General features: G+C 40.1%; 21 protein-coding genes. 14 read left to right on the plus strand and 7 right to left on the minus strand.

Annotation, left to right across the window (positions count from 1 at the left end; all coding sequences use genetic code 11):
* Window positions 1-59: 59 nt before the first annotated feature.
* On the minus strand, window positions 60-686 hold the full coding sequence (locus FTV04_RS02420) for an alpha/beta hydrolase (protein WP_180088500.1): 627 nt from the start codon (window positions 684-686) through the stop codon (window positions 60-62).
* Between the two features lie 125 nt (window positions 687-811).
* Between FTV04_RS02420 and yaaA the strand changes: the two genes are divergently transcribed.
* The 4 genes from yaaA (at window position 812) to FTV04_RS02440 (ending at window position 5372) form a co-directional block, all read left to right on the plus strand.
* On the plus strand, window positions 812-1594 hold the full coding sequence (gene yaaA / locus FTV04_RS02425) for a peroxide stress protein YaaA (RefSeq protein WP_180088502.1): 783 nt from the start codon (window positions 812-814) through the stop codon (window positions 1592-1594).
* A gap of 956 nt (window positions 1595-2550) precedes the next feature.
* A complete protein-coding gene (locus FTV04_RS02430) occupies window positions 2551-3873 on the plus strand; it encodes an NCS2 family permease (RefSeq protein WP_111885323.1) in 1323 nt (440 codons plus the stop codon).
* 66 nt (window positions 3874-3939) lie between these two features.
* Window positions 3940-4941, plus strand: coding sequence for an adenosine deaminase (locus tag FTV04_RS02435; RefSeq protein WP_180050097.1), 1002 nt, complete (start codon window positions 3940-3942; stop codon window positions 4939-4941).
* A 56-nt stretch (window positions 4942-4997) separates the two neighbouring features.
* Window positions 4998-5372, plus strand: coding sequence for a hypothetical protein (locus FTV04_RS02440; RefSeq protein WP_180009410.1), 375 nt, complete (start codon window positions 4998-5000; stop codon window positions 5370-5372).
* Between the two features lie 52 nt (window positions 5373-5424).
* Here the strand turns inward: FTV04_RS02440 and FTV04_RS02445 are convergent, their stop codons facing one another.
* Window positions 5425-5982 (minus strand): cytochrome b, encoded by a 558-nt coding sequence (locus tag FTV04_RS02445; RefSeq protein WP_180042035.1) that lies wholly within the window; start codon window positions 5980-5982, stop codon window positions 5425-5427.
* A 212-nt stretch (window positions 5983-6194) separates the two neighbouring features.
* Between FTV04_RS02445 and FTV04_RS02450 the strand changes: the two genes are divergently transcribed.
* Window positions 6195-6584, plus strand: coding sequence for a hypothetical protein (locus FTV04_RS02450; protein ID WP_180003980.1), 390 nt, complete (start codon window positions 6195-6197; stop codon window positions 6582-6584).
* A 94-nt stretch (window positions 6585-6678) separates the two neighbouring features.
* Complete coding sequence (gene rnhB, locus FTV04_RS02455; RefSeq protein ID WP_168379347.1) at window positions 6679-7248, plus strand: ribonuclease HII; 570 nt, start codon at window positions 6679-6681, stop codon at window positions 7246-7248.
* A gap of 91 nt (window positions 7249-7339) precedes the next feature.
* Here the strand turns inward: rnhB and csrA are convergent, their stop codons facing one another.
* The 3 genes from csrA to alaS all read right to left on the minus strand — a co-directional run bounded on the left by csrA (window position 7340) and on the right by alaS (window position 12163).
* Window positions 7340-7594, minus strand: a complete 255-nt coding sequence (gene csrA / locus FTV04_RS02460; protein ID WP_078189080.1) for a carbon storage regulator CsrA — start codon at window positions 7592-7594, stop codon at window positions 7340-7342.
* 248 nt (window positions 7595-7842) lie between these two features.
* Entirely contained in the window at window positions 7843-9123 is a 1281-nt protein-coding gene (locus FTV04_RS02465) for an aspartate kinase (protein WP_078194395.1), read from the minus strand.
* Window positions 9124-9469: 346 nt separating this feature from the next.
* Window positions 9470-12163, minus strand: coding sequence for an alanine--tRNA ligase (gene alaS, locus FTV04_RS02470; protein ID WP_180088504.1), 2694 nt, complete (start codon window positions 12161-12163; stop codon window positions 9470-9472).
* A 932-nt stretch (window positions 12164-13095) separates the two neighbouring features.
* On the opposite strand from alaS, the gene FTV04_RS02475 reads away from it, so the two are divergent.
* Both FTV04_RS02475 and FTV04_RS02480 read left to right on the plus strand, forming a co-directional pair.
* Complete coding sequence (locus FTV04_RS02475; protein WP_078194393.1) at window positions 13096-14124, plus strand: type I glyceraldehyde-3-phosphate dehydrogenase; 1029 nt, start codon at window positions 13096-13098, stop codon at window positions 14122-14124.
* Between the two features lie 200 nt (window positions 14125-14324).
* Window positions 14325-14627, plus strand: coding sequence for a hypothetical protein (locus tag FTV04_RS02480; RefSeq protein WP_078189224.1), 303 nt, complete (start codon window positions 14325-14327; stop codon window positions 14625-14627).
* A 163-nt stretch (window positions 14628-14790) separates the two neighbouring features.
* Here the strand turns inward: FTV04_RS02480 and FTV04_RS02485 are convergent, their stop codons facing one another.
* Together FTV04_RS02485 and FTV04_RS02490 are read right to left on the minus strand one after the other, a co-directional pair.
* The gene (locus tag FTV04_RS02485) at window positions 14791-15090 is read right to left on the minus strand and encodes an AzlD family protein (protein ID WP_111885892.1); all 300 of its coding nucleotides are present in this window, start codon (window positions 15088-15090) and stop codon (window positions 14791-14793) included.
* Window positions 15087-15833: an AzlC family ABC transporter permease gene (locus FTV04_RS02490; RefSeq protein ID WP_180088506.1), complete on the minus strand. Its 747-nt coding sequence runs from the start codon at window positions 15831-15833 to the stop codon at window positions 15087-15089. Before FTV04_RS02490 ends, FTV04_RS02485 begins: the two co-directional genes overlap by 4 nt.
* 142 nt (window positions 15834-15975) lie before the next feature.
* On the opposite strand from FTV04_RS02490, the gene FTV04_RS02495 reads away from it, so the two are divergent.
* The 6 genes from FTV04_RS02495 to FTV04_RS02520 all read left to right on the plus strand — a co-directional run bounded on the left by FTV04_RS02495 (window position 15976) and on the right by FTV04_RS02520 (window position 21971).
* Complete coding sequence (locus FTV04_RS02495; protein WP_078189073.1) at window positions 15976-16431, plus strand: Lrp/AsnC family transcriptional regulator; 456 nt, start codon at window positions 15976-15978, stop codon at window positions 16429-16431.
* Window positions 16432-16752: 321 nt separating this feature from the next.
* Entirely contained in the window at window positions 16753-17919 is a 1167-nt protein-coding gene (locus tag FTV04_RS02500) for an ATP phosphoribosyltransferase regulatory subunit (RefSeq protein WP_180027213.1), read from the plus strand.
* Window positions 17920-17985: 66 nt separating this feature from the next.
* Window positions 17986-19305 (plus strand): adenylosuccinate synthase, encoded by a 1320-nt coding sequence (locus FTV04_RS02505; RefSeq protein ID WP_180088508.1) that lies wholly within the window; start codon window positions 17986-17988, stop codon window positions 19303-19305.
* Window positions 19306-19869: 564 nt separating this feature from the next.
* The gene (locus tag FTV04_RS02510; RefSeq protein WP_180088510.1) at window positions 19870-20673 is read left to right on the plus strand and encodes a M48 family metallopeptidase; all 804 of its coding nucleotides are present in this window, start codon (window positions 19870-19872) and stop codon (window positions 20671-20673) included.
* A 97-nt stretch (window positions 20674-20770) separates the two neighbouring features.
* Window positions 20771-21079: a hypothetical protein gene (locus FTV04_RS02515; RefSeq protein ID WP_078194385.1), complete on the plus strand. Its 309-nt coding sequence runs from the start codon at window positions 20771-20773 to the stop codon at window positions 21077-21079.
* Window positions 21080-21191: 112 nt separating this feature from the next.
* Window positions 21192-21971: a M48 family metallopeptidase gene (locus FTV04_RS02520; RefSeq protein ID WP_078194384.1), complete on the plus strand. Its 780-nt coding sequence runs from the start codon at window positions 21192-21194 to the stop codon at window positions 21969-21971.
* Window positions 21972-21985: the final 14 nt, after the last annotated feature.

Here is a 21985-nt window from a genome sequence, read left to right on the forward strand (position 1 = left end):
AATTAAGCAGTCAATAGGCAAAAAAAATGAGCCAGATAAGCTGACTCATTTTTTGTTTTCTAGACTAAAAAGCGTGAAATCGCAATACGAAGCTGTTTTAGATAACCCGTAAAGAAGTGGTTTGCACCTGGCAAAACCGTGATTAAATGGCGCTGTGGTTTGGCCCACTGAATCAAGTCAGATAACAGTGTGACATTATCTTCTTCACCATGAATAAATAAAATATCCCCCTTGATATGCGGTGTCACATAGTGACGTACACCTGCAACTGTTGTGGTTGGTAAGCCGCATAAAATAGTCTGTACAGGCTGTAACTCCACTGGCAATAGGGCATAGCATTTAGTCATGACATTTGCACCAAAACTAAAACCGCCTGCATAAAATGGCAAGTTTGGGTGTTGGCTACGAGCAAATTCAATGACTTGCATGGTATCTTTGGTTTCACCATTGCCTTCGTCATGTATTCCTGCACTTTGGCCAGAGCCGCGGAAACTTGGGCGATAGACAACATAGCCACGTTCTAAGAACATTTGCGCTAAAAGCACAGGTACTTTGTGCTGTGGTGTGCCACCTTGCAATGGGTGAGGGTGTGTAACTACCGCGAATCCTTTCACTTCACCCTGTGGATAATCAACAAAAATTTCAAGTTGACCCATCGGCCCTTGAATGAACAGTTGTTCTGACATAATGACTAAAATGTGAAAGCGGGAGAGTCGCATAGTTTACAGATTATGTTTATCAAAAACACAGATTGGATTTGAAAATACTCTACTGTTATAGTTTGTTTAATTAAAAATTAATCAGGATGTTTATGCTCGCTTTAATTTCTCCAGCAAAAACTTTAGATTACGAAACCGCTTTACCGACTGAAAAATTTACTCAACCACGGCTATTAGATCATTCTGAAGAATTGATCTCAGTCGCACGTAAATTGTCGGCAAGTGAAATTTCAAGCTTGATGAGTGTCAGTGAGAAAATTGCGACTTTAAATGTTGAGCGCTTCCGAGATTGGCAGCCTGATTTTGATTTTGCCAATGCACGTCAAGCAATTTTTGCCTTTAAAGGTGACGTGTATACCGGTTTAGATGCTTATCAACTTGCAAACACAGACCTTGAATATGCACAAACCCATTTGCGTATGCTCTCAGGTCTCTATGGTTTATTGCGCCCACTGGATTTAATGATGCCATATCGTTTAGAGATGGGAACCAAGTTGCAAAACCCACGTGGACATAACTTGTACGAGTTTTGGGATAATACAATCACCAATCTCATCAATGACGATTTGGAAAAAGCGGGCTCTGAACTTTTGGTCAACATCGCTTCAGATGAATATTATAAGTCGGTCAAAGAATCAAAAATTAAAGCCGAAATCATCAAACCAGTTTTTCTGGATCAAAAGAACGGCAAATATAAAGTCATCAGCTTCTATGCCAAAAAAGCACGTGGCCTAATGGCGCGTTATTTGTTGGAAAATAAAATTGAACGTATTGAAGATATCAAGTCGTTCAATACCGATGGTTATTATTTCGATGCTGAGAGTAGCTTAAAGGGCGAATTGGTCTTTAAGCGAGATGAACAACAAGCCGCTTAATTTTAAAATTGAAAAACTTAGACTGAAAAGAATATGAATAGCCGCTGATTAGAAGTCAGCGGCTTTTTTCATCTTCGTCATTCGAGATTTAATAGTGGGTTGTGAAATTGATCGTGCTTTAAATTTCTTAGGTGAAATGATCTATGATTTGAAGCTTTTTGCGGAAAAGGATTCGAAAAAACATTCAGTGATTATCTTGTCTATCAGTCTAAAACATATTACAAATTTAACATTGATCGAACAAATAGCTTATTAAATAACTTAATAAGATATAAAATTGTGAAACACGTCACTTTTTTGTTTAAGTTTTTTGTTATTATAGCCAAATATTTAAACATGAATAAAATTTTGTTATGAAAAAAATACTGATACCAATTTTTATACTCAGCATTGTGTTCTTAGGGTTTAGTGTTTATAAAAATGCAGAGTTAAAGCGACAGCAAGAAATTAATCAGGTGTTCAATGATGATTTGAACGCATCACCTTATATGCGCTAAAAAAAGTCAATCTTGCAGCTTCTGCATTGAGCTCAAGCATGGTCTTGAAGTCTTCGTCTAAATCTTGATATTTTATTTTTATATATAATAATTTGAAACTTTATAAAGAAAACAATGTCTTAAATTTACTAAATTGAAAAGCGATGAAAATTTGGAAACATTAAAAAATCAATGTGTTATAATTTGCCGAAATTAATTTGATCAGTATTTATTGATATTAAATACGAATTAAATGACATAAATAGAGGAGCTGCATAGGTTTATGCAGCTTTTTTGTTTGCAAATTTCAACATTTGTACTGTGTTGTATGCTGTTGAAAATAGGATTTTTTAAAGCCTACAATCTGCCGAATTGGCATATTCGTTGCTTAGGCATACACAAAATTAATGATGAATACATGACATGATTAATTTTGTGGAATGCTTATATGCATAAAGTTTACTTCATAGGGGCTAGGTCATGACGACTCCTAATCCATCTTCCGAGAACATGCTTGAACGTCTGTTTAAACTGAGCGAAAACAAAACCAGTTTCAAAACAGAAGTCATTGCAGGTGTAACTACTTTCTTGACAATGTGTTACATCATTATTGTCAATCCAATGATTTTGTCCGAAACGGGTATGGATCATGGCGCTGTTTTTGTCGCAACCTGTCTAGCAGCAGCCATTGGCTGTTTGGTGATGGGTCTTGTTGCTAACTATCCAATTGCCTTAGCACCCGGTATGGGTTTAAACGCTTACTTTACCTATTCTGTATGTTTGGGTATGGGCGTGGAATGGCAAACTGCTTTAGCAGCTGTATTTGTCTCTGGCCTTGTTTTTATCGCTATCAGCATGTTCAAAATCCGTGAAGCGATTGTCAATGCGATTCCAATGTCGCTTAAACTGGCGATCGGTGGCGGTATTGGTTTATTCCTTGCGCTGGTTTCTTTGAAAAATGCCGGCATTATTGTTGATAACCCTGCAACATTGGTTAGTCTGGGTGATTTAAAACAGCCGTCTGTCTTGTTAGCTTTACTTGGCTTCTTGATGGTTGTGGTTATGCATCACTTCAAAGTACGTGGTGCAATCATCATCAGTATTTTGGTGATTACTGCAATTTCAACCCTGCTGGGCTTCAACGAATTTAAAGGTGTTGTAGGTGCTATTCCTTCAATCGCTCCAACATTCATGCAAATGAACTTCGAAGGTCTATTCACCGCAAGTTTGATTGGCGTGATCTTTGTATTCTTCTTGGTCGATTTATTTGACTCTACAGGTACATTGGTCGGTGTATCACACCGTGCAGGTTTATTAAAAGACGGTAAATTACCACGTTTGAAGAAAGCATTATTTGCTGACTCATCTGCAATTGTTGCGGGTGCGGCATTGGGTACGTCTTCGACTACGCCTTATATTGAATCATCAGCAGGTGTTGCTGCCGGTGGTCGTACAGGTTTAACTGCAGTTGTAGTTGCTGTATTGTTTATTTTGGCATTGTTCTTAGCGCCACTTGCTCAGTCTGTACCAGGTTTTGCAACTGCACCAGCATTATTGTTTGTTGGCGTGTTGATGATTCAAGGTATCGTTCATATTGAGTGGGATGATATTACTGAAGCAGTCCCAGCATTCTTAACAATTGTATTTATGCCGTTTACGTATTCAATTGCAGACGGTATTGCAATGGGCTTCATCAGCTATGCATTGGTTAAATTGCTTACAGGTAAGGCGAAAACTGTACCATATATGGTCTGGATTATTGCTGCACTTTGGGCATTAAAATTTGCTGCATTTGGCGGTTAATACTGTCAAATAGCGAAAGGGTGTAAACTCCGTTTGCACCCTTTTTTATTTTTATGAGGATAAGAGATGGATCAACTTGAGCTGATTCGCGCTTTGCCAAAAGCAGAGCTACATGTGCATATTGAAGGGACATTTGAGCCTGAACTCATGTTTGCAATTGCCCAACGCAACAATATTGCAATCCCTTATCAATCAGTCGAAGAATTAAAAGAAGCGTATAACTTTCATAATTTACAGTCTTTTTTAGACATTTATTATGCAGGTGCAAATGTACTGATTCATGAGCAAGATTTTTATGATTTAGCATGGGCATATTTCGAAAAATGTGCAGAAGATCATGTGGTTCATACTGAAATGTTCTTCGACCCACAAACCCATACAGACCGTGGTGTTGCTTTTGAAACGGTTTTGAATGGCTTACAACGCGCTTGTGATGATGCTAAAACGAAACTGGGCATTAGCTCACATCTGATTATGTGCTTTTTGCGTCATTTATCTGAAGACGCAGCATTTGCAACATTAGAACAAGCTTTACCATATAAAGATCAAATTATTGGTGTCGGTTTAGATTCGAGTGAAGTGGGTCATCCACCATCAAAATTTGAACGTGTTTTTGCAAAAGCCCGTGAAGCCGGTTTTCTTATCGTTGCGCATGCAGGGGAAGAAGGTCCAGCAGAATACGTATGGGAAGCCTTGGATTTGTTGAAAGTAAATCGTGTTGACCATGGTGTACGTTCAGAAGAAGATCCTGCTTTGATGCAACGTTTAATTGCAGAGAAAATGCCATTAACCGTTTGCCCATTGAGCAATTTAAAGCTCTGCGTGGTCAAAGATATGGCTGAGCATAATATTCGCCGTCTATTGCAACAAGGTGTGCATGTGACCGTCAATTCAGATGATCCATCGTACTTTGGTGGTTATATGAATGATAACTTCATTGCGATCACCAAAGCGCTTGATCTAAGCAATGCAGAGTTAAAGCAACTGGCAATCAACTCTTTTGAAGCATCATTTATTTCAGTTGCTGAAAAGCAAGCTTGGATTAAAAAGATTGAAGCGTTGAATTAATAATCAGCGTATAATCTCAGGCAGTGAATATTCACTGCCTTTTTTATGTTTAAATCATGCTTTTCTCTCATTCAAATCGCTCTATATTTGCCCCATCGATTACATTTTTAGCCTCAGTATTGATTTCATCCGCTGCTATTGCAGATAAATCAAGTTTAAGTCAGCGTATGCTAAAGCCTGTGATTGAATATCAATGCTCGCAAGAATTAAATAGTTCTAAAATTTGGAAAGGCGCTGCGTTGTTTATGAGTGCTCAACAGAAAAAAGACAATCAAACTGCGATTTGTCAGTGCGTGAGTGAGCATGCCATGGATGATATCGGTGCGAAAGATCTGATGACTGCTGCAGTGAATGAAACTGAAAAGAATAAACTGATTTCTAAAGCGGTTTTGAATAGTATGCGCGGCTGTGCTCAGCAAGTGCTGAATTAAAAGATGATGCTCACAATAAAAGCCACATGATGTGGCTTTTATTTTGTCTTTATTAGGGTTTTGGTTGTCGTGTCATACTTTTGAGCACATGGTCTTTATCAATAAAATGATGTTTCAACGCTGCCAAAATATGACCCACTAAGAGCAAGCCTGCTGCCCAAGAAATCCAAATATGTAGCGGTTTCACGATGGCTAATAATTCAGGATTATCTTGTACCAAGCGTGGTATTTCAAACAAATACAAGACAGGGGCCGGGTGACCTGCGCTCCAACTAAATAAGCAACCTGTAATCGGTAAAGCTAGTAGTACAAAATACAGTGCTAAATGACCCAAATGTGCCAAGGTTTTCATGCCGGATGACATGCTGTCAGGTAAATCTGGAGCGGGGTGGGTATAGCGCCAAAAGATTCGTATCACCACCAAAAAAATAATCGTAGTCGCAATATTTTTATGGAGGGTAATGACTTGTCCTTTAAAGCTGCCATCGACGTCATAACTGAGAAAATTGCCACTATAAAAGCCAATTAACCATGCCACGATGAATATGATCGCCATCAGCCAATGTAAGACCTGAGCTGTTCGAGTGTAGTATTGTGTGTTATTGCTCATGTTGATTATTTAAGCGTCCAATCTTATGCAGATTCTAATACAGACCACAAAAATATGCGTCGTTTAAAATCGGTACACAGTGTTGTGAATATGCAACGCAGGCATTGATGATTAACTACACAGTTACCGAATTTATTTTAAATAGTCATATCAGATGGTGTGTGATTTGGGGCACAATATGCGCGTTAATTAACAGAACAAAGGAAATATTCGTGAAAAAATTAGTTGCTATTCTAGCACCATTAGCGCTTGTTCTTTCTGCATGTGCTGCGACTGGTACAACAGGTACAAGTACCTCTACAGGTACAACTTCAGCAAACAGCTTGGCAATGATGGCGGTTAAAGTGGGTGTTCAAGCGAAATGCGTGACTGAGCTAAATAACAACAGCTACTGGAAAACTGGTTCAAAACTATTAACAGAAACTCAAAAATCTGAACTACAAACTGAAGTGTGTTCATGTGTAGGCGAGAAAGCGACAACTAGCGTGACTGCAACGGATTTGGTTGTAGCAGCAATGGATAAAACTTCACAAGCAAATCTTGCGGCTAAAATCGTGACAAATACTTTAAATGCTTGCGTGATTGAAACATTTAAAAACTAAGATTTAGAACATTTTATACGACCCAGACATTGGTATAGCTGAGTATCAGCAAATCCAAATTAAGGGTCGTATTTTATTTTTGAGTGAGAGATATATGAAAATTGCTGGTGCAGATGAAGCGGGTCGCGGTCCATTGGTGGGTTCGGTTGTTGCGGCAGCTGTCATTTTAGATCCAAATAACCCGATTGAAGGTTTAAACGATTCTAAAAAACTCACTGAAAAAAAACGTGAAAAGTTATTTATTGAGATTCAAGAAAAAGCCTTGGCTTGGGCGATTGCTGAAAGTTCTGCACAAGAAATTGATGAGATCAATATTTTGCAAGCATCGTTACTTGCGATGCGTCGTGCAGTGGAAAAACTCAATGTACAGCCAGAACACGTGTTGGTCGATGGTAATAAAGTCCCAACCGGTTTAGCAATGAGCTGTGATGCAATCGTGGGCGGTGATGCGATTCATCCAGAGATTTCGGCTGCGAGTATTTTGGCAAAAGTGACTCGAGACCACGAAATGGTTGAACTGGATGCAAAATATCCACAGTATGGTTTTGCGAAACACAAGGGCTATCCAACCAAAGCGCACTTCGAAGCGATTGCACAGTATGGGGTGATTGATGAACATCGCCGCAGTTTTGGCCCCGTACGTAAAGTTCTAGAAGGGCAGTAATTAAGCTCAGTTGAACTTATATAGTAAACGCATGTTCTAGATAAATTTAAAGCGGCCTAATGAGCCGCTTTATCATTTAACAACTTAAATCTTAGCGATTATAGTTGTTTTGTGAATAATCAGTTTCTTCAAAAGATGGCTGATATTCTTGATCAATGTTTTGGAGATGTTCGTGCATTGCGCGTTCATGTTGAATTCGTTGGTAAATTTCTTCACGATGAACAGATACTTCTTTTGGAGCATTCACGCCAATACGAACCTGATTACCTTTAACACCAAGTACAGTCACGCTAACTTGGTCTCCAATCATTAATGTTTCTCCGACACGACGAGTCAGAATCAGCATGTTTCTCTCCTTGCAAAATGCAAAACCTGCAAATGATCTGTTATGTAAAATTCATAACTTGTAAAAGCAAAAAATTTAGCAGTGCATCTGAAACAATCATTGTGACAGTCGCAAACTGAGTAAATTTTAAAATCCTCAGGTTTAATATAACAGAGCCACTATAAAAAAAACTATAGTGGCTCTGAATTTTTACGATGTTTTTCAAAATCTGTCTAACAATGACAAATTTTGACACACAGCAAGGTTAATTAAGCACGTGCGCTTGATTCACCTGTTTCACGGTCTAGACCGAATGCAGTGTGTAGAGCACGTACAGCAAGCTCTAAGTATTTCTCATCAATAATCACTGAAATTTTGATTTCAGAAGTCGAAATCATCAAAATATTAATGCCTTCTTTTGCAAGAGCAGTAAACATTTTGCTTGCAACACCTGCGTGTGAGCGCATACCAACACCAACAATCGATACTTTTACGATGTCTGCGCGAGTTGCAACTTCACGTGCACCAATTTCTTGTGCAGTCGCTTCAAGAATGGCTTTCGCTTTTGATAATTCACTACGGTTAACTGTAAATGTGAAATCAGTTGTGCCGTCTTCTTCAACGTTTTGGATAATCATATCCACTTCAACATTGGCATCACCAATTGGTGAAAGGATGTTTGAAGCGATACCTGGTTTATCCGGTACACCAAGAATAGTTAATTTAGCTTCATCACGGTTGAACGCGATACCTGAGATGATTGGTTGTTCCATGTTGTCTTCCGCTTCAGTGGTGATTAGTGTCCCGACGTTTTGTTTAAAGTTTTCGTCGAATGCGCCATCATCGTCATTATCAAAACTTGATAATACGCGTAAAGGCACTTGGTATTTACCGGCAAATTCTACAGAACGAATTTGAAGGACTTTAGAACCAAGTGATGCCATTTCAAGCATTTCTTCAAAAGAAATACGATCAACTTTTTTCGCTTTTGGAGCGACACGAGGGTCAGTGGTGTAAACACCATCAACGTCTGTGTAAATCTGACATTCATCAGCTTTAAGTGCAGCTGCCAATGCAACACCTGAAGTGTCAGAACCACCACGACCTAGAGTCGTAGTGTTACCTTCGGCATCAAAGCCTTGGAAACCTGCCACTACAATGACACGTCCAGCGTCAAGGTTTGAAGTCAATACATCTGTATCAATCGCTTCAATACGCGCCTTGGTAAATGCGCTGTCGGTTTTAATACCAACTTGACGACCTGTAAGTGATTTAGCTTCAACACCAATAGAGTTAAGTGCCATTGCTAACATAGAAATCGTTACCTGTTCACCCGTAGACACCATTTGGTCTAATTCGCGTGGATCAGGTGTTTCGGTAATGGCTTTCGCTAAAGCAAGTAGACGATTGGTTTCGCCACTCATTGCAGATACAACAACCACAACTTTGTGACCGTGATCATGCCAACGCTTTACACGACGAGCAACATTTAAAATGCGCTCTGGAGTACCCATTGAGGTACCGCCATATTTTTGAACGATTAATGCCATAACTATCCTTACCAAGTAAATAAGTCTAAAGACTTAAAGCACTTACACATATTTTAAGACCGCACTTCGGCGCGATTTTAATATACCACGTAGCTTATGAACTCCAAGGTAGGAGGAGTTCAAATAGATACTTTGTGTCTGCAGGGGATTCACATGAACCCAGCCTTTTAGACTCCATTTTCATCATTTAGCCAGAGGTTGAATATTGGTTTCAACATGATGATTGAGTTTGCGCTTTCACGCATCAACAGTGTTTAAGCAGGATCCAGCATTAAAAAACACACTGCTTAAACCTGTTGATTTGCTCAAAGGAGGTGAGTCACTTTGAGCTATAGGACTTTTGGTCTTATTTTGCAGCTAACCATGCAACGAGGTCAGTCATTACCGCTTCAAGTTTGTCGCTATAAGGCGCACCACCTTGAGCCATATCAGGTTTACCACCACCTTTACCGCCAAGTTCTTGACCAAGGTGTTTGATGATGTCACCTGCTTTTACAGCAGCAGTGTATTCTTTAGCAACCGAAGCAATGAGGCTCACTTTGTCGGCATCAACCGCTGCGATCACGATCACAGCATTGTCTAACTTAGATTTCACACCGTCGTGCAAGTTGCGAAGTGATTTCGCATCTACACCTTGAACCGTGGTGATTAATGTTTTACGGCCACCAATCTCTTGAACTTGACTCAATAACTCAGCGGCTTGGAAGCTTGCCAATTTTTGGTTCAATTGTTCAATTTGTTTTTGCAAGCTAGATGCTGTGTGAGACAAAGCTTCAACTTTTTCTAAAGTTTGATCTTTTTGCGCTTTCAGCAAATCGTTGATTGCATGAATGTCACGATCTGCTTTTTGCGCAGCTTCAACAGCTTCAGTACCCGTAACGGCTTCAATACGACGTACGCCTGCAGCAACACCACCTTCAGAAGTGATTTTGAATAGACCAATATCACCGGTGCGTTTTACATGAATACCGCCACAAAGTTCGATAGAGAAGTTTTTCTCATCTTTGGTTGTACCCATTGAAAGTACACGTACTTCGTCACCGTATTTCTCACCGAACAACATCATTGCGCCTTTTTCTTTGGCCGCATCGATGTCTAAAAGTTCAGTTGAAACAGCAGTGTTGGCAATCACTTCGGCATTGACAATGCGTTCAATTTCTTGAAGCTGTTCAAATGAAACAGGCTGATCATTGGCAAAGTCAAAACGTAAAAGTTCGCTGGCAACCAATGAGCCTTTTTGCTGTACGTGCGTACCCAAAACTTGGCGCAGCGCTGCATGCAACAGGTGAGTCGCAGAGTGGTTGCGCGATGTTGCTGCACGGATATCTGCTTTAACAATCGCTTCAACCGCTTGAGCCGCTTTTAAGTTACCCATGGTCACGATGCCTTGGTGTACAAATGCGCCGCCTGATTTTTTGGTGTCTTGAACTTCAAAAATACCAGTTTCGTTTTTGAAGATACCTGTATCGCCAACTTGACCGCCACTTTCTGCATAGAACGGAGTTTGGTTTAGAACGATTAGTGCTTCGTCACCTTCAAAAACTTCATCAACTTGTTCGCCGTCTTTGTAGATTGCAACAATTTGACCTTGGCCTTGAGTTGCGTCATAGCCGTCAAATTGAGTCTCGCCTTCAACTTTGACAATTGAGTTGTAGTCGACAGCAAATTTACCAGCATCACGCGCACGTTGACGTTGAGCCGCCATTTCGACTTCGAAACCAGCTTCATCAATCGTTAAATCACGTTCACGTGCAATGTCTGCTGTTAAGTCAGTCGGGAAGCCGTAAGTATCGTAAAGTTTAAATACAGTTTCGCCTGGAATCACTGAACCTTTAAGTTGAGCCAATTCGCCTTCAAGCAATTTCAAACCTTGCTCTAAAGTTTTTGCGAATTGTTCTTCTTCTTTCAAAAGCTGTGCTTCGATACGTGCTTGCTGTGCAGCAAGCTCAGGATAAGCAGCGCCCATCACGTCGATCAGCGGCTGCAACATTTTATGGAAGAATGAGCCTGTTGCACCCAATTTGTTACCATGACGTACTGCACGACGGATAATACGGCGAAGTACATAGCCACGGCCTTCGTTAGACGGGTTAACACCGTCTGCAATCAAGAAGCAGCAAGAACGTGCATGGTCAGCCACAACTTTAAGTGAAGCAGGGTATTCAACTGGTTTGTTTTCTGCTTGTGCTTTTGCTTCAAGTTCAGTGGTATCTAAACCAATGATTTCAGCAGCAGCTTTAAGTAGGTTTTGGAATAGGTCAATTTCGTAGTTTGAGTTTACATGCTGTAAAACTGCAGAAATACGCTCAAGGCCCATACCTGTATCTACAGAAGGTGCAGGAAGGGCATGCAGAACACCATCAGCAGTACGGTTGAACTGCATGAATACGTTGTTCCAAATTTCAATGAAACGGTCGCCATCTTCTTCAGGAGTGCCTGGTAAGCCGCCCCAGATATGGTCGCCATGGTCAAAGAAAATTTCAGAACATGGACCGCAAGGACCTGTATCGCCCATTGCCCAGAAGTTATCTGAAGCGTATTTTTCGCCTTTATTGTCACCGATACGGATAATGCGTGAAGCGTCTAGACCAATTTCTTTGTTCCAGATATCAAATGCTTCGTCATCTGTATGGTAAACAGTGGCATATAGTTTATCTTTTGGCAGACCTAACCATTTTTCGTTGGTTAAGAAATCCCAAGCAAATGTGATGGCATCACGTTTGAAGTAGTCACCAAATGAGAAGTTACCCAACATTTCAAAGAATGTGTGGTGACGCGCTGTATAACCAACGTTGTCTAAGTCGTTGTGTTTACCGCCGGCACGGACACATTTTTGTGAAGAAGTTGCACGAACGTAGTCACGTTTTTCAAGACCAAGGAAGCAGTCTTTAAACTGGTTCATACCAGCATTTGTGAACAATAGTGTTGGGTCGTTGGCAGGTACCAGAGAACTCGACGCGACACGTGTATGCCCTTGCGATTCAAAGTAGCTTAAAAAAGCTTCGCGAATTTCAGCTGATGTCATAAAACGAGTACTCACAACCAAGTCTCTCCTAATTTCGATTTGGTAATAGCCTATCAAGCAAGTCTTACAAAATTTTAAAGCTGGCTTGAGATGCTGACATAAAATTTAAAAACGCTAAATTATAACGGAAAAAGGTGTAGTGACCAATGATTTTCGGCTATCTCTATGACTTTTTATATGTTTTAAATTTAGCACCTATATTTTTAGATTTTTAAACCTTTGGAACGCTGAAAGTATTCATTGATTAATCTTGTGAGCGCACTGTTGCTGCGTTTTATTTACTGATGTTGCGCAGTAACATCAGAAGCGAAATTTGATTCAAATAAAAGAACGATACGCGGTAACGTCATCCGCAAGTGTTTGAGATAGGGCTACTTTTAATCAAAAATGTTTTTGCGATATTTTCAATAATTTGACGCTAGTGAAAGTGTTTTGTCGGTGAGGTGCATTGCACGGCAAGTTGGTTTCCTTGCGAAGCACGCTTCTCATTTTGCCGAATGAGAAACAATGTTTCGTAAGAGTACCTCCAGCCGAAGGCTAATCCCTTTATCAATTCAAAAATGTAAGACTCCGTCGAATAAACTTAAAAAGCATTTTAAAAATGCTTAATTACTTTTTCGTGCATAACATCAGTTATTTATATGTCTTGAAAAGCTTTAAAAGTTCAAATTCAACATGTTGATAAATAGTCTACGTGAAGGTGCTTTGCTTTTATATTTTCAGTTCATTTGGATAATTGCATGTTTATACCCAATTTAATAATAGTGTTTGGACTTGATCTTAGTGCTGTACATTTCTAGTGAAGCTAATATTTGGATCTATACAGGTGCTAAAGTTTTATAAAAATAAAGCCCAATAAGCATTAAACGAATAAATGATAACGTTTTCATGTTGAAATCCATTAACATATAGATGCTTTATTTTTGTTTCAAAACGAAGGATTGGTCATGCAGCGAGTGGCAATTAATGGATTTGGTCGAATCGGACGCAATGTATTACGCGCTTGGTTTGAAAATCCAAAAGAATTTCATTATGAAATTGTTGCCATAAATGATGTCGCTGATGTGGAAACCATGGTGCATTTGTTTAAATATGACACCACGCATGGTCGTTTTGCAGGCCAAGTCGAAATTCTTGAACAAGATAGCGCTATTTTTCTAGATATCTCTTGTGCTCAAGCGCATCTCAAAGTGCAAGTTTTAAATGAAGCACAGCCGAGTCTTTTGCCTTGGCAGCAACTGAATGTCGATGTGGTACTCGAATGTACAGGTTTATTTAGATCGCGAGAGGCAGCCACACAACATATTGGTGCAGGTGCCAAACGTGTGATTATTGGTGCGGCGCCGTTTGACAGTGTCGATGCTGCGATTGTGTATGGTGTTAATCATCATGAAGTCAAAGCGACGGATCAAATTATTTCGAGTGTGTCGTGTACCACGCAGGCTTTGGTGCCTTTAGTCAAAATTATTGATGATGCCTTTGGTATAGACACAGCACTCATGACAGAAATTCATGCTGTGACTGCGGATCAGTCTGTATTGGATCATGCACATCGTGACTTACGTCGGGCGCGAGCTTCGGGTCAAAATATTATTCCAACGACGTCTTCAGCTCTAGGGGCATTGAAACGGGTCATGCCGAAAATGGAAGATCGAATCGATGGCTATTCGATTCGTGTACCGACGATCAATGTTGCTGCAATCGATTTAAGTTTTGTGTCCCAATCGCTTATCACCAAGCATGAGTTAAATGCAGTGTTAAGCAAAGCTGCACGTTTTGATTATCATGAAATTATGTCAGTAACCGATGAGCCCTTGGTCTCAAGTGATTTTAATCATTCACCTTATTCATTGATTGTCGATTTGAATCAAACCATGGTGGTAGGAAAGCAAGCAAAAGTTTTCGCATGGTATGACAATGAATGGGGCTATGCGAACCGCTTGCTCGATTTATGTGAAAGTTTTCACTCTTTATAAAAATTCAAACTTATCCAATATAGAAAACATCTACTAGCTTGTAGGTGTTTTTTTATTTTCTAAAATTAGATGAAAAATCATGCGTAATGTCGTTGATGTATCTCGAAAATATTGAAAAACTTTAAAAAATATTCAAGCACAGCCGATTTATTGTTTAAGATGAAAGTCAAAGAAATATATAAAGAGTATTGAGCATGATGTTGATGTTACTTTGGGGATTTATTTTATTATTGGCGCTGGCGGTTATATTTTTAATTTGGCTACAGTTTAATCGTGACGTATCGCAATCTACCGCGCATGAAACCTTGCCACTTGAAGAAAAAGTGGTGCATCTAGAAGCCAACCTGAAAAAGACCTTGGAAATTATGCAAGACCTTGCAAAGAAAATGCATATCCAGCAAGAAGTATTAGATCAAACCACTCACAAATTACAGCAAGTTGAATTGCAAAATGCAGAGTTGGTGAACCTTTTGGCAAAAGTGGTCAAGACAGACCAAAGCTAATCAAAAAAATACAAAAGACTGCCAACACCTCGATATCTGCATGAAGCATGTGATCTCAAGGTATGGGTATTTTTTATCCAATAAGATGATTCCTAATATTCATCATCATTGGGTTTAAATCGTAGTTCTTTCGTTATTCAAAACATGATCGCGTATTACTTAGTTAAATCAAAATTTGTCTTAATACTGCTGCTGAAAGCATGCTAATCACAACGGTAGGCAATAACGAAAAACGTGATGCTGCAAATAGGGTAATGGCCATCGCGATTAAATCAGCAGGATGATCTTTGACAAAATAGGGCGCAATCACTGAGATCAATACACAGCCGGGAACAACTTCCATAATTTGACGTTGTTTGTTGGTGAGGCTACGGTTTTTCAGTAACACATAACCCAAGATACGGGTCAGGTAGGTGGTTAAAGCAATAAATAAGATGGCGATCAGGGTGCTGGTGTGAATCATGCATCATCTCCAATTAGGAAAAATGCAGAAGCAATACCCGTAACTGCGCCAATCGGAACATACCAGCCCGCAGGGAGATACAAATAAGCCAGAGATGCGGCAATCAAACTGACCAGCCATGGACGCGCCGCTTTAAAGCCTTTCCACATGCCACGCAGTAAAACAAGAAATACAGCAGGGAAGGCCATATCAAAACCAAGTCGACTAATATCGCCAAGTATCGGTCCGATCATTGCCCCTAGCGTGGTAAAGCCAACCCACATCAAATATAGAGCACAGCATAAGCCTGCATAGAACATTAAACTAAAGGCGCGCTGAATTCCCAAAACATTGGATTTTTTTTGCGCATCGGCCAAACCTACGGCCCAACTTTCATCGCACATAAAAAATAAAGCGGTATAAACCGTACGATTTGGTAGATGTCTTAAATACGGGACAAGGCTCGCCCCCATTAATAGGTGCCGACTATTCACTAAAAACGTAATAAACATCAGCATGAGAATATTAGGGGGATTGGTCCAAACTTCTAAAATGGCAAATTCAGAACCACCAGCAAAGTTAAGACCAGTCAAAAACGGAACTTCTAAACTAGAAAAGCCTTTATGTGTTGCCTGAGCACCCAAAACTAATGCAAAAGGAATAATGCCCAGCAGCATTGGAATAGATGTTTTTAGACCTCGTTTAAACTCAATAGAATGCTCTGAATGGGTGTGATTGAGTGTACTTTGTCTAAACATCATCATGACGTTTTCCATGAAGCGAGATCGAAAGCAATATTTTATGGATATCTGAGCAGCATTTGGCAGCTATTTTATGAAAGATCGCTTTTATTGTGCAATGAAATTGCTAAAATAAAGCTTATTGTGAAATTTAGTGCCTTTGTTAATGGATCAGATAGATAAACGCATTTTGCAAGCATTACAGCAAAATGGAAAACTACAAAATAATGAATTGGCCCAACTTGTTGGTTTATCGCCTTCGCCATGTTTGAGACGGGTCAAGCAACTCGAAGATGAAGGCTATATTGAGAAATATGTGGCTTTACTGAATCAGTCAAAATTGAATTTAAGTTTAACGGTATTTGCGCGGATTTGGCTAAAAGGTCAAGATGCAAAAACCGTGAATGATTTTGTCGCAGCGATTCAAACGATGCCTGAGGTCGTTGAATGTCAACTCATGGCAGGGGATTGTGACTTTTTCTTACGTATCGTCGTGGCAGATTTAGAAGCCTATCGAAAGTTTCAGATTCATCATTTAACGCAGATCGCCAGTGTGCAAAATGTAAAAACAGAGATACCGTTACAGGCTGTTAAACAAACTACAGCACTTCCTTTGGATTGAGGTTCGAGTCTTAAATTAAGTTATTGAGCCTGATCATATTTATAACTTTGTTTAAAACTTCATCTATAGAAAGTAGGACGCTTATTATTTTTTATCAAATGGTTAAAAAAATAACGTTCACAGGATTTTAAAATATAAGCATAAACATGGATTTAGTTGTAAAAGTTAAAGCTGTAGATGAAGTAATGAATGCTGAAGCATCTTTTATGAAAAAGTCGTGTGCAAGCGTAAAACTATCGTGCTAAACTATGAGAAATCGGGTGTGCTCCCGATTTTTTTATGCGGATTTGTTCCGCGCTGACAAGAATTTAGGTTTACAACATGCCCATTTCAGAGACATGGTTATTACCTGATGGTGTAGCTGATGTACTGCCAGAACAGGCGCAAGTGATTGAATCTTTGCGTCGTGAAGCATTAGATTTCCTCGCATCTCGAGGTTATCAGTTGGTGTACACGCCATTCATTGAATACATCGAATCTCTATCTTCTCTTTCAGAATCGAATCAAGATTTAGACTTAGCCACTTTTAAAGTTATCGACCAACTTTCAGGTCGTTTGCTTGGTGTGCGTGCCGATATGACACCACAAGTGGCTCGTATTGATGCGCATGTACATCCTGTCGAAGGTGTAGCTCGTTATTGCTACGCTGGTACAGTACTACATACTAAGCCACAGGGTTTTAATACCACACGTGCACCTTTACAGTTAGGTGCAGAATTATTTGGTTCAGACAGCATTGATGCTGACGTTGAACTGATTGATGTCATGATCAACTTGCTTGCTAAAGCAGGTCATGCAGATGGTATCCATCTTGATTTAGGGCATGTCGGTTTATTCCGCAGCATGGTAAAACAAGCTGGCTTGAGCAAAGCGGTTGAACGTCAGTTATCTGACTTGTATCAACGTAAAGCGCTGCCTGAACTTGCTGAATTCACGCAAAGCATTCCAAATGGTGCTGACTTCTATACATTAGGTCGTTTTGCAAGTGACTTAGATGCATTGCAAGCCAATTTAACGGCTGATGTATTGGCAAATGAAGCATTTAAACTGGCTTTTGATGCAGTGAAATCGACTCAAGCGGCAATCCAAGCCCGTTGGCCTGATCTACACATTGGTATCGATGTGGTTGAACTTCGTTCATATCACTATCACACTGGTTTAATGTATGCCGTATATGCGCCAAACCGCGCTGCGCCATTGGCTCAAGGCGGCCGTTATGACGGTATTGGTGAACACTTCGGCCGTGCGCGTCCAGCAACAGGTTTCTCTTGTGACTTATATGCATTAACTGCAGGTCAAGTTCAGAAAAGCCAATTTTTGGTTGCACCAAAAGGCATCGAAGCAGATTTATTAAAGGCAATTGAGGCAGCACGTACCGAAGGGTTCAGTGTGGTTCAATTGTTAGGTAATGATGATTTAAGCTCTGCACCATATGCAACGCACCAGTTGGTGAATGCAAATGGCGAGTGGACAATCAAACAAATTTAATCGCGGATGTGCCTGCGGGCACACACGTTTTTTCCAATTTTAACAGCATGATGCAATGAGGCTATTATGGGCAAGAATGTTGTGGTACTTGGTACCCAATGGGGCGACGAAGGTAAAGGTAAGATCGTCGACCTGCTCACAGATCAAGCGGCTGCGGTAGTTCGCTATCAAGGCGGACACAACGCAGGTCATACACTTGTGGTTGGTGGTAAGAAAACTGTATTACACCTCATTCCATCTGGTATTTTACGTGACAACGTATTGTGCTTAATTGGTAATGGTGTTGTTTTATCACCTGAAGCTTTAATCCATGAAATGGAAGTTTTAGAAAAAGAAGGCGTGCCTGTACGTGAACGTCTACGTATTTCTCCAAACTGTCCGTTGATCCTTCCACACCATATCGCACTTGACCAAGCACGTGAGAAAAAACGTGGCAATGCGAAAATTGGTACTACAGGTCGTGGTATCGGTCCTGCATACGAAGACAAAGTGGCTCGTCGTGCAATCCGTGTTGCTGACTTGGTTCGTGGTGGTGCTCATCTTAAAGCTCAACTTGAAGAGCTTCTTGAATACCATAACTTCCAATTGACTCAATTCTTCGGTGTTGAAGCCGTTAAAGTTGAAGATGTGATCGCTCTATGTGACGAATGGCGTAAAGTCATCGAACCTATGGTGATGGACGTTACTGGCGAACTTCATGCTTACCGTAAAGCAGGTAAGAAAATCATGTTTGAAGGCGCGCAAGGTTCACTTCTTGACGTTGACCACGGTACATACCCGTATGTGACTTCTTCAAATACAACTGCTGGTGGCGTAAGCTCAGGTTCAGGTCTTGGTCCATTACACCTTGACTATGTATTGGGTATTACTAAAGCGTACACAACTCGTGTAGGTGCTGGTCCGTTCCCAACTGAACTTGTTTATGATGCTGCTAACGATGTTGGTGATGCGATCGGTAAACACTTGGGTACAGTAGGTTCTGAGTTTGGTGCGTCTACTGGCCGTCAACGTCGTTGTGGTTGGTTCGATGCTGAAATTCTACGTCGTTCAGTAGAAGTAAACTCACTTTCTGGTATTTGCTTAACTAAACTAGACGTTCTAGATGGTTTAGAAGAAGTGAAAATCTGTGTAGGTTACGAAGCAGCTGATTCTGGTTGTGTAGGTTCTTCTGATGCGCTTGCATTTGAAACTTTAAAACCGATCTACGAAACTATGCCAGGTTGGTCTGAGTCTACTTTCGGTGCGAAATCATTAGATCAATTGCCACAAGCTGCAATTAACTATGTTAAACGTCTTGAGCAATTGATCGAATGTCCAATCGACATCATTTCAACTGGTCCAGACCGTGATGAAACAATCGTATTACGTCATCCATTCGACGCATAATGTGCTGTTGAATTAAGATGTAAAAAAGCCTCGCGAAAGCGGGGCTTTTTTTATATAGCGAAGAATAAAACTTCAAAAAACGACATGTATTATAAACTGATAATACTTAGTAACATCCGAAGTGCCATTTGATTCAAATAAAAGAATGATACGCGGTAAGGTCATCCGCAAGTGTTTGAGACAGGACAACTTTTAATCAAAAATGTTTTTGCAATACTGTGAATAATTTGACACTAGTGAACGAGTTTTGTCGGTGAGGTGCATTGCACCGCAAGATGGTTTCCTTGCGAAGCACGCTTCTCATTTTGCCAAATGAGAAACAACGTTTCGTAAGAGGTACCTCCAGCCGAAGGCTAATCCCTTTATTTAAACCCTAGATGTAAGACTCCGCCGAATATACTTAAAAGTATTTAAAAAATGTGAAAATATTTTTACGGGGTAACATCAGATATTAAATTTAAATAATGGAAAAATAAAGATTTTGAAAAAAATAAGCATAAAAATATTGAGTCAGTCAATTTTTTGTATATATTTGACACTCTTTATAAATAACTAGAGATCATGATGAATTATAAAAAATCTTTGGCATGCTTTGCCGTAGCAGCTTCTTTATCAGGTTGTACCACGATTGCTGATCTTGCAGGTGCCGATTCTGCATCATTGAACTTACAGGCAACTCAGTCTTATAACGCAATGCTGAAAGACGCACAGACCAAACAAGTGCTCGATACCAAGTCTGCGACTTATCAAAAAGTAAACCGTGTTTTCTGGAAAATGAAACCATTTGCAGATCAAATGAACCAGACAGGGCAGGCATTTGATTGGAAAGTGGCCGTTATTAAATCTAAAGAAATTAACGCCTATGTCGCACCCGGTGGCAAAGTTGTTTTCTATACAGGAATCGTCGAAACACTCAAACTCACGGATGATGAAGTCGCGGCAATCATGGGCCACGAAATGGTGCATGCCTTAGAGGAACATGCAAAAAATAAAATTGGTGCTTCTGCACTGACTAATCTTGCAGTGAGTATAGGTTCACAATACGTAGGTAATGCAGCAGGTGGCTATGGTGCAACCTTGCTTGACTTGGGGAGTCAGTTCGGTGTGGGCTTGCCGTATTCACGTAATTTGGAAAGCCGCGCAGACAAAGGTGGCCTAGTGATAATGGCAAAGGCTGGATACAATCCAGAAGCGGCGATTTCATTGTGGAAAAAAATGAATGCGAATGATAACAGTGGCAACGACGCACTGAGCAAATTTATGTCTACACACCCAAGCAATAATGACCGTATTGCTGCTATGCAAAAAATGATGCCAGAAGCACAGCAATATTATAAAAATGCGACACCATCGAGTGTACGTCGTTAATATCGGCTGTTTTCAAGACTAAAGTTGCATTTTAGTTCGCTACACACTTTGTGTTGAGTTGCTAAAATGCAATTTAAATTAGGAAGAGAAGTGCAGGATGCAAAAGAATATTTCGACCACCATTTTTTATTCTTTATTATTTGCGATGGGGGGAGCACCTACCATTGCCATGATGATTATTCGTGCCCAAACTCAAGATCCTCAATTGATTTATCAAGCCCTAATTGGTTTGTCGGTGATTATTGCATGTATTCTTGTACCTATAGTTTTGATACAAAATGCTGTCCTATTTTTTAAGCGAAAAAATGTGCAGTTAGAAGAAAAAATCAAGCCATTAATGCATGTTTATTTAGGCTTGAATGTGGTTTGTTTAATCTATTGGTTGGTTCTTCAATTTTCAGCTTAAAAAAATTACATAAATACTATTATAAGTCGCTATAACTTCGTTTTAAGCTCCAAACCATAAGAATATAATATCCATAAATTCACTTATATTTTAATGGTCTGGAGTATCCTTAATGAAAAAAATAATTCTAACGAGCCTGTGTATGGCCGGTGTAATGACGATTTCGGGCTGTGCGACAGTGGCAGATATGGCAGGAGCGGATACTGCTACATTGAACGCGCAAGCAACACAAAGTTATAACAAAATGGTGACAGACGCGCGTTCTAAAAATCAGCTCGATACCTCTTCGAGTACATATAAGCGCATTAATACTGTATTCCAAAAACTGCGTCCTTATGCAGACCAAATGAACCAAACGGGTCAAGCGTTCCAATGGCAATTGGCGGTCATGAAATCTGATCAAGTCAATGCCTTTGTAGCTCCAGGCGGTAAAGTTGTATTTTATACAGGTATCGTCAATAAACTAAATTTAACTGATGCAGAAATTGCAGCGGTTATGGGACATGAAATGGTCCATGCTCTTGAAGAACATGCAAAAAGTAAATTGGGTGCTCAAGCTTTAACGGATCTTGCGCTGAATATTGGTTTAAGTGCCGCAGGCAATAATGTCGGTCAATTGGGCACTGCTGCTGCGCAGTTAGGTAGTCAAATCGGTATAGGGTTACCGTATTCACGTTCTCTAGAAAGCCGTGCTGACCAAGGTGGTTTAATGTTAATGGCACGTGCAGGTTATAACCCACAAGCGGCGATTACGCTTTGGGAAAAAATGAACAAGCTTGAAGGTGCGGGAGGTTCATCATTCTTATCAACGCATCCATCAAACTCACAACGTATTGAAGCGATGCGTAAAAATCTACCTGCAGCGCAGCAGATTTATAACCAACGTCGTTAATAGTATGAATGAAT

Source organism: Acinetobacter sp. YH12219 (assembly GCF_013417875.1).
Lineage (GTDB): Bacteria > Pseudomonadota > Gammaproteobacteria > Pseudomonadales > Moraxellaceae > Acinetobacter > Acinetobacter amyesii.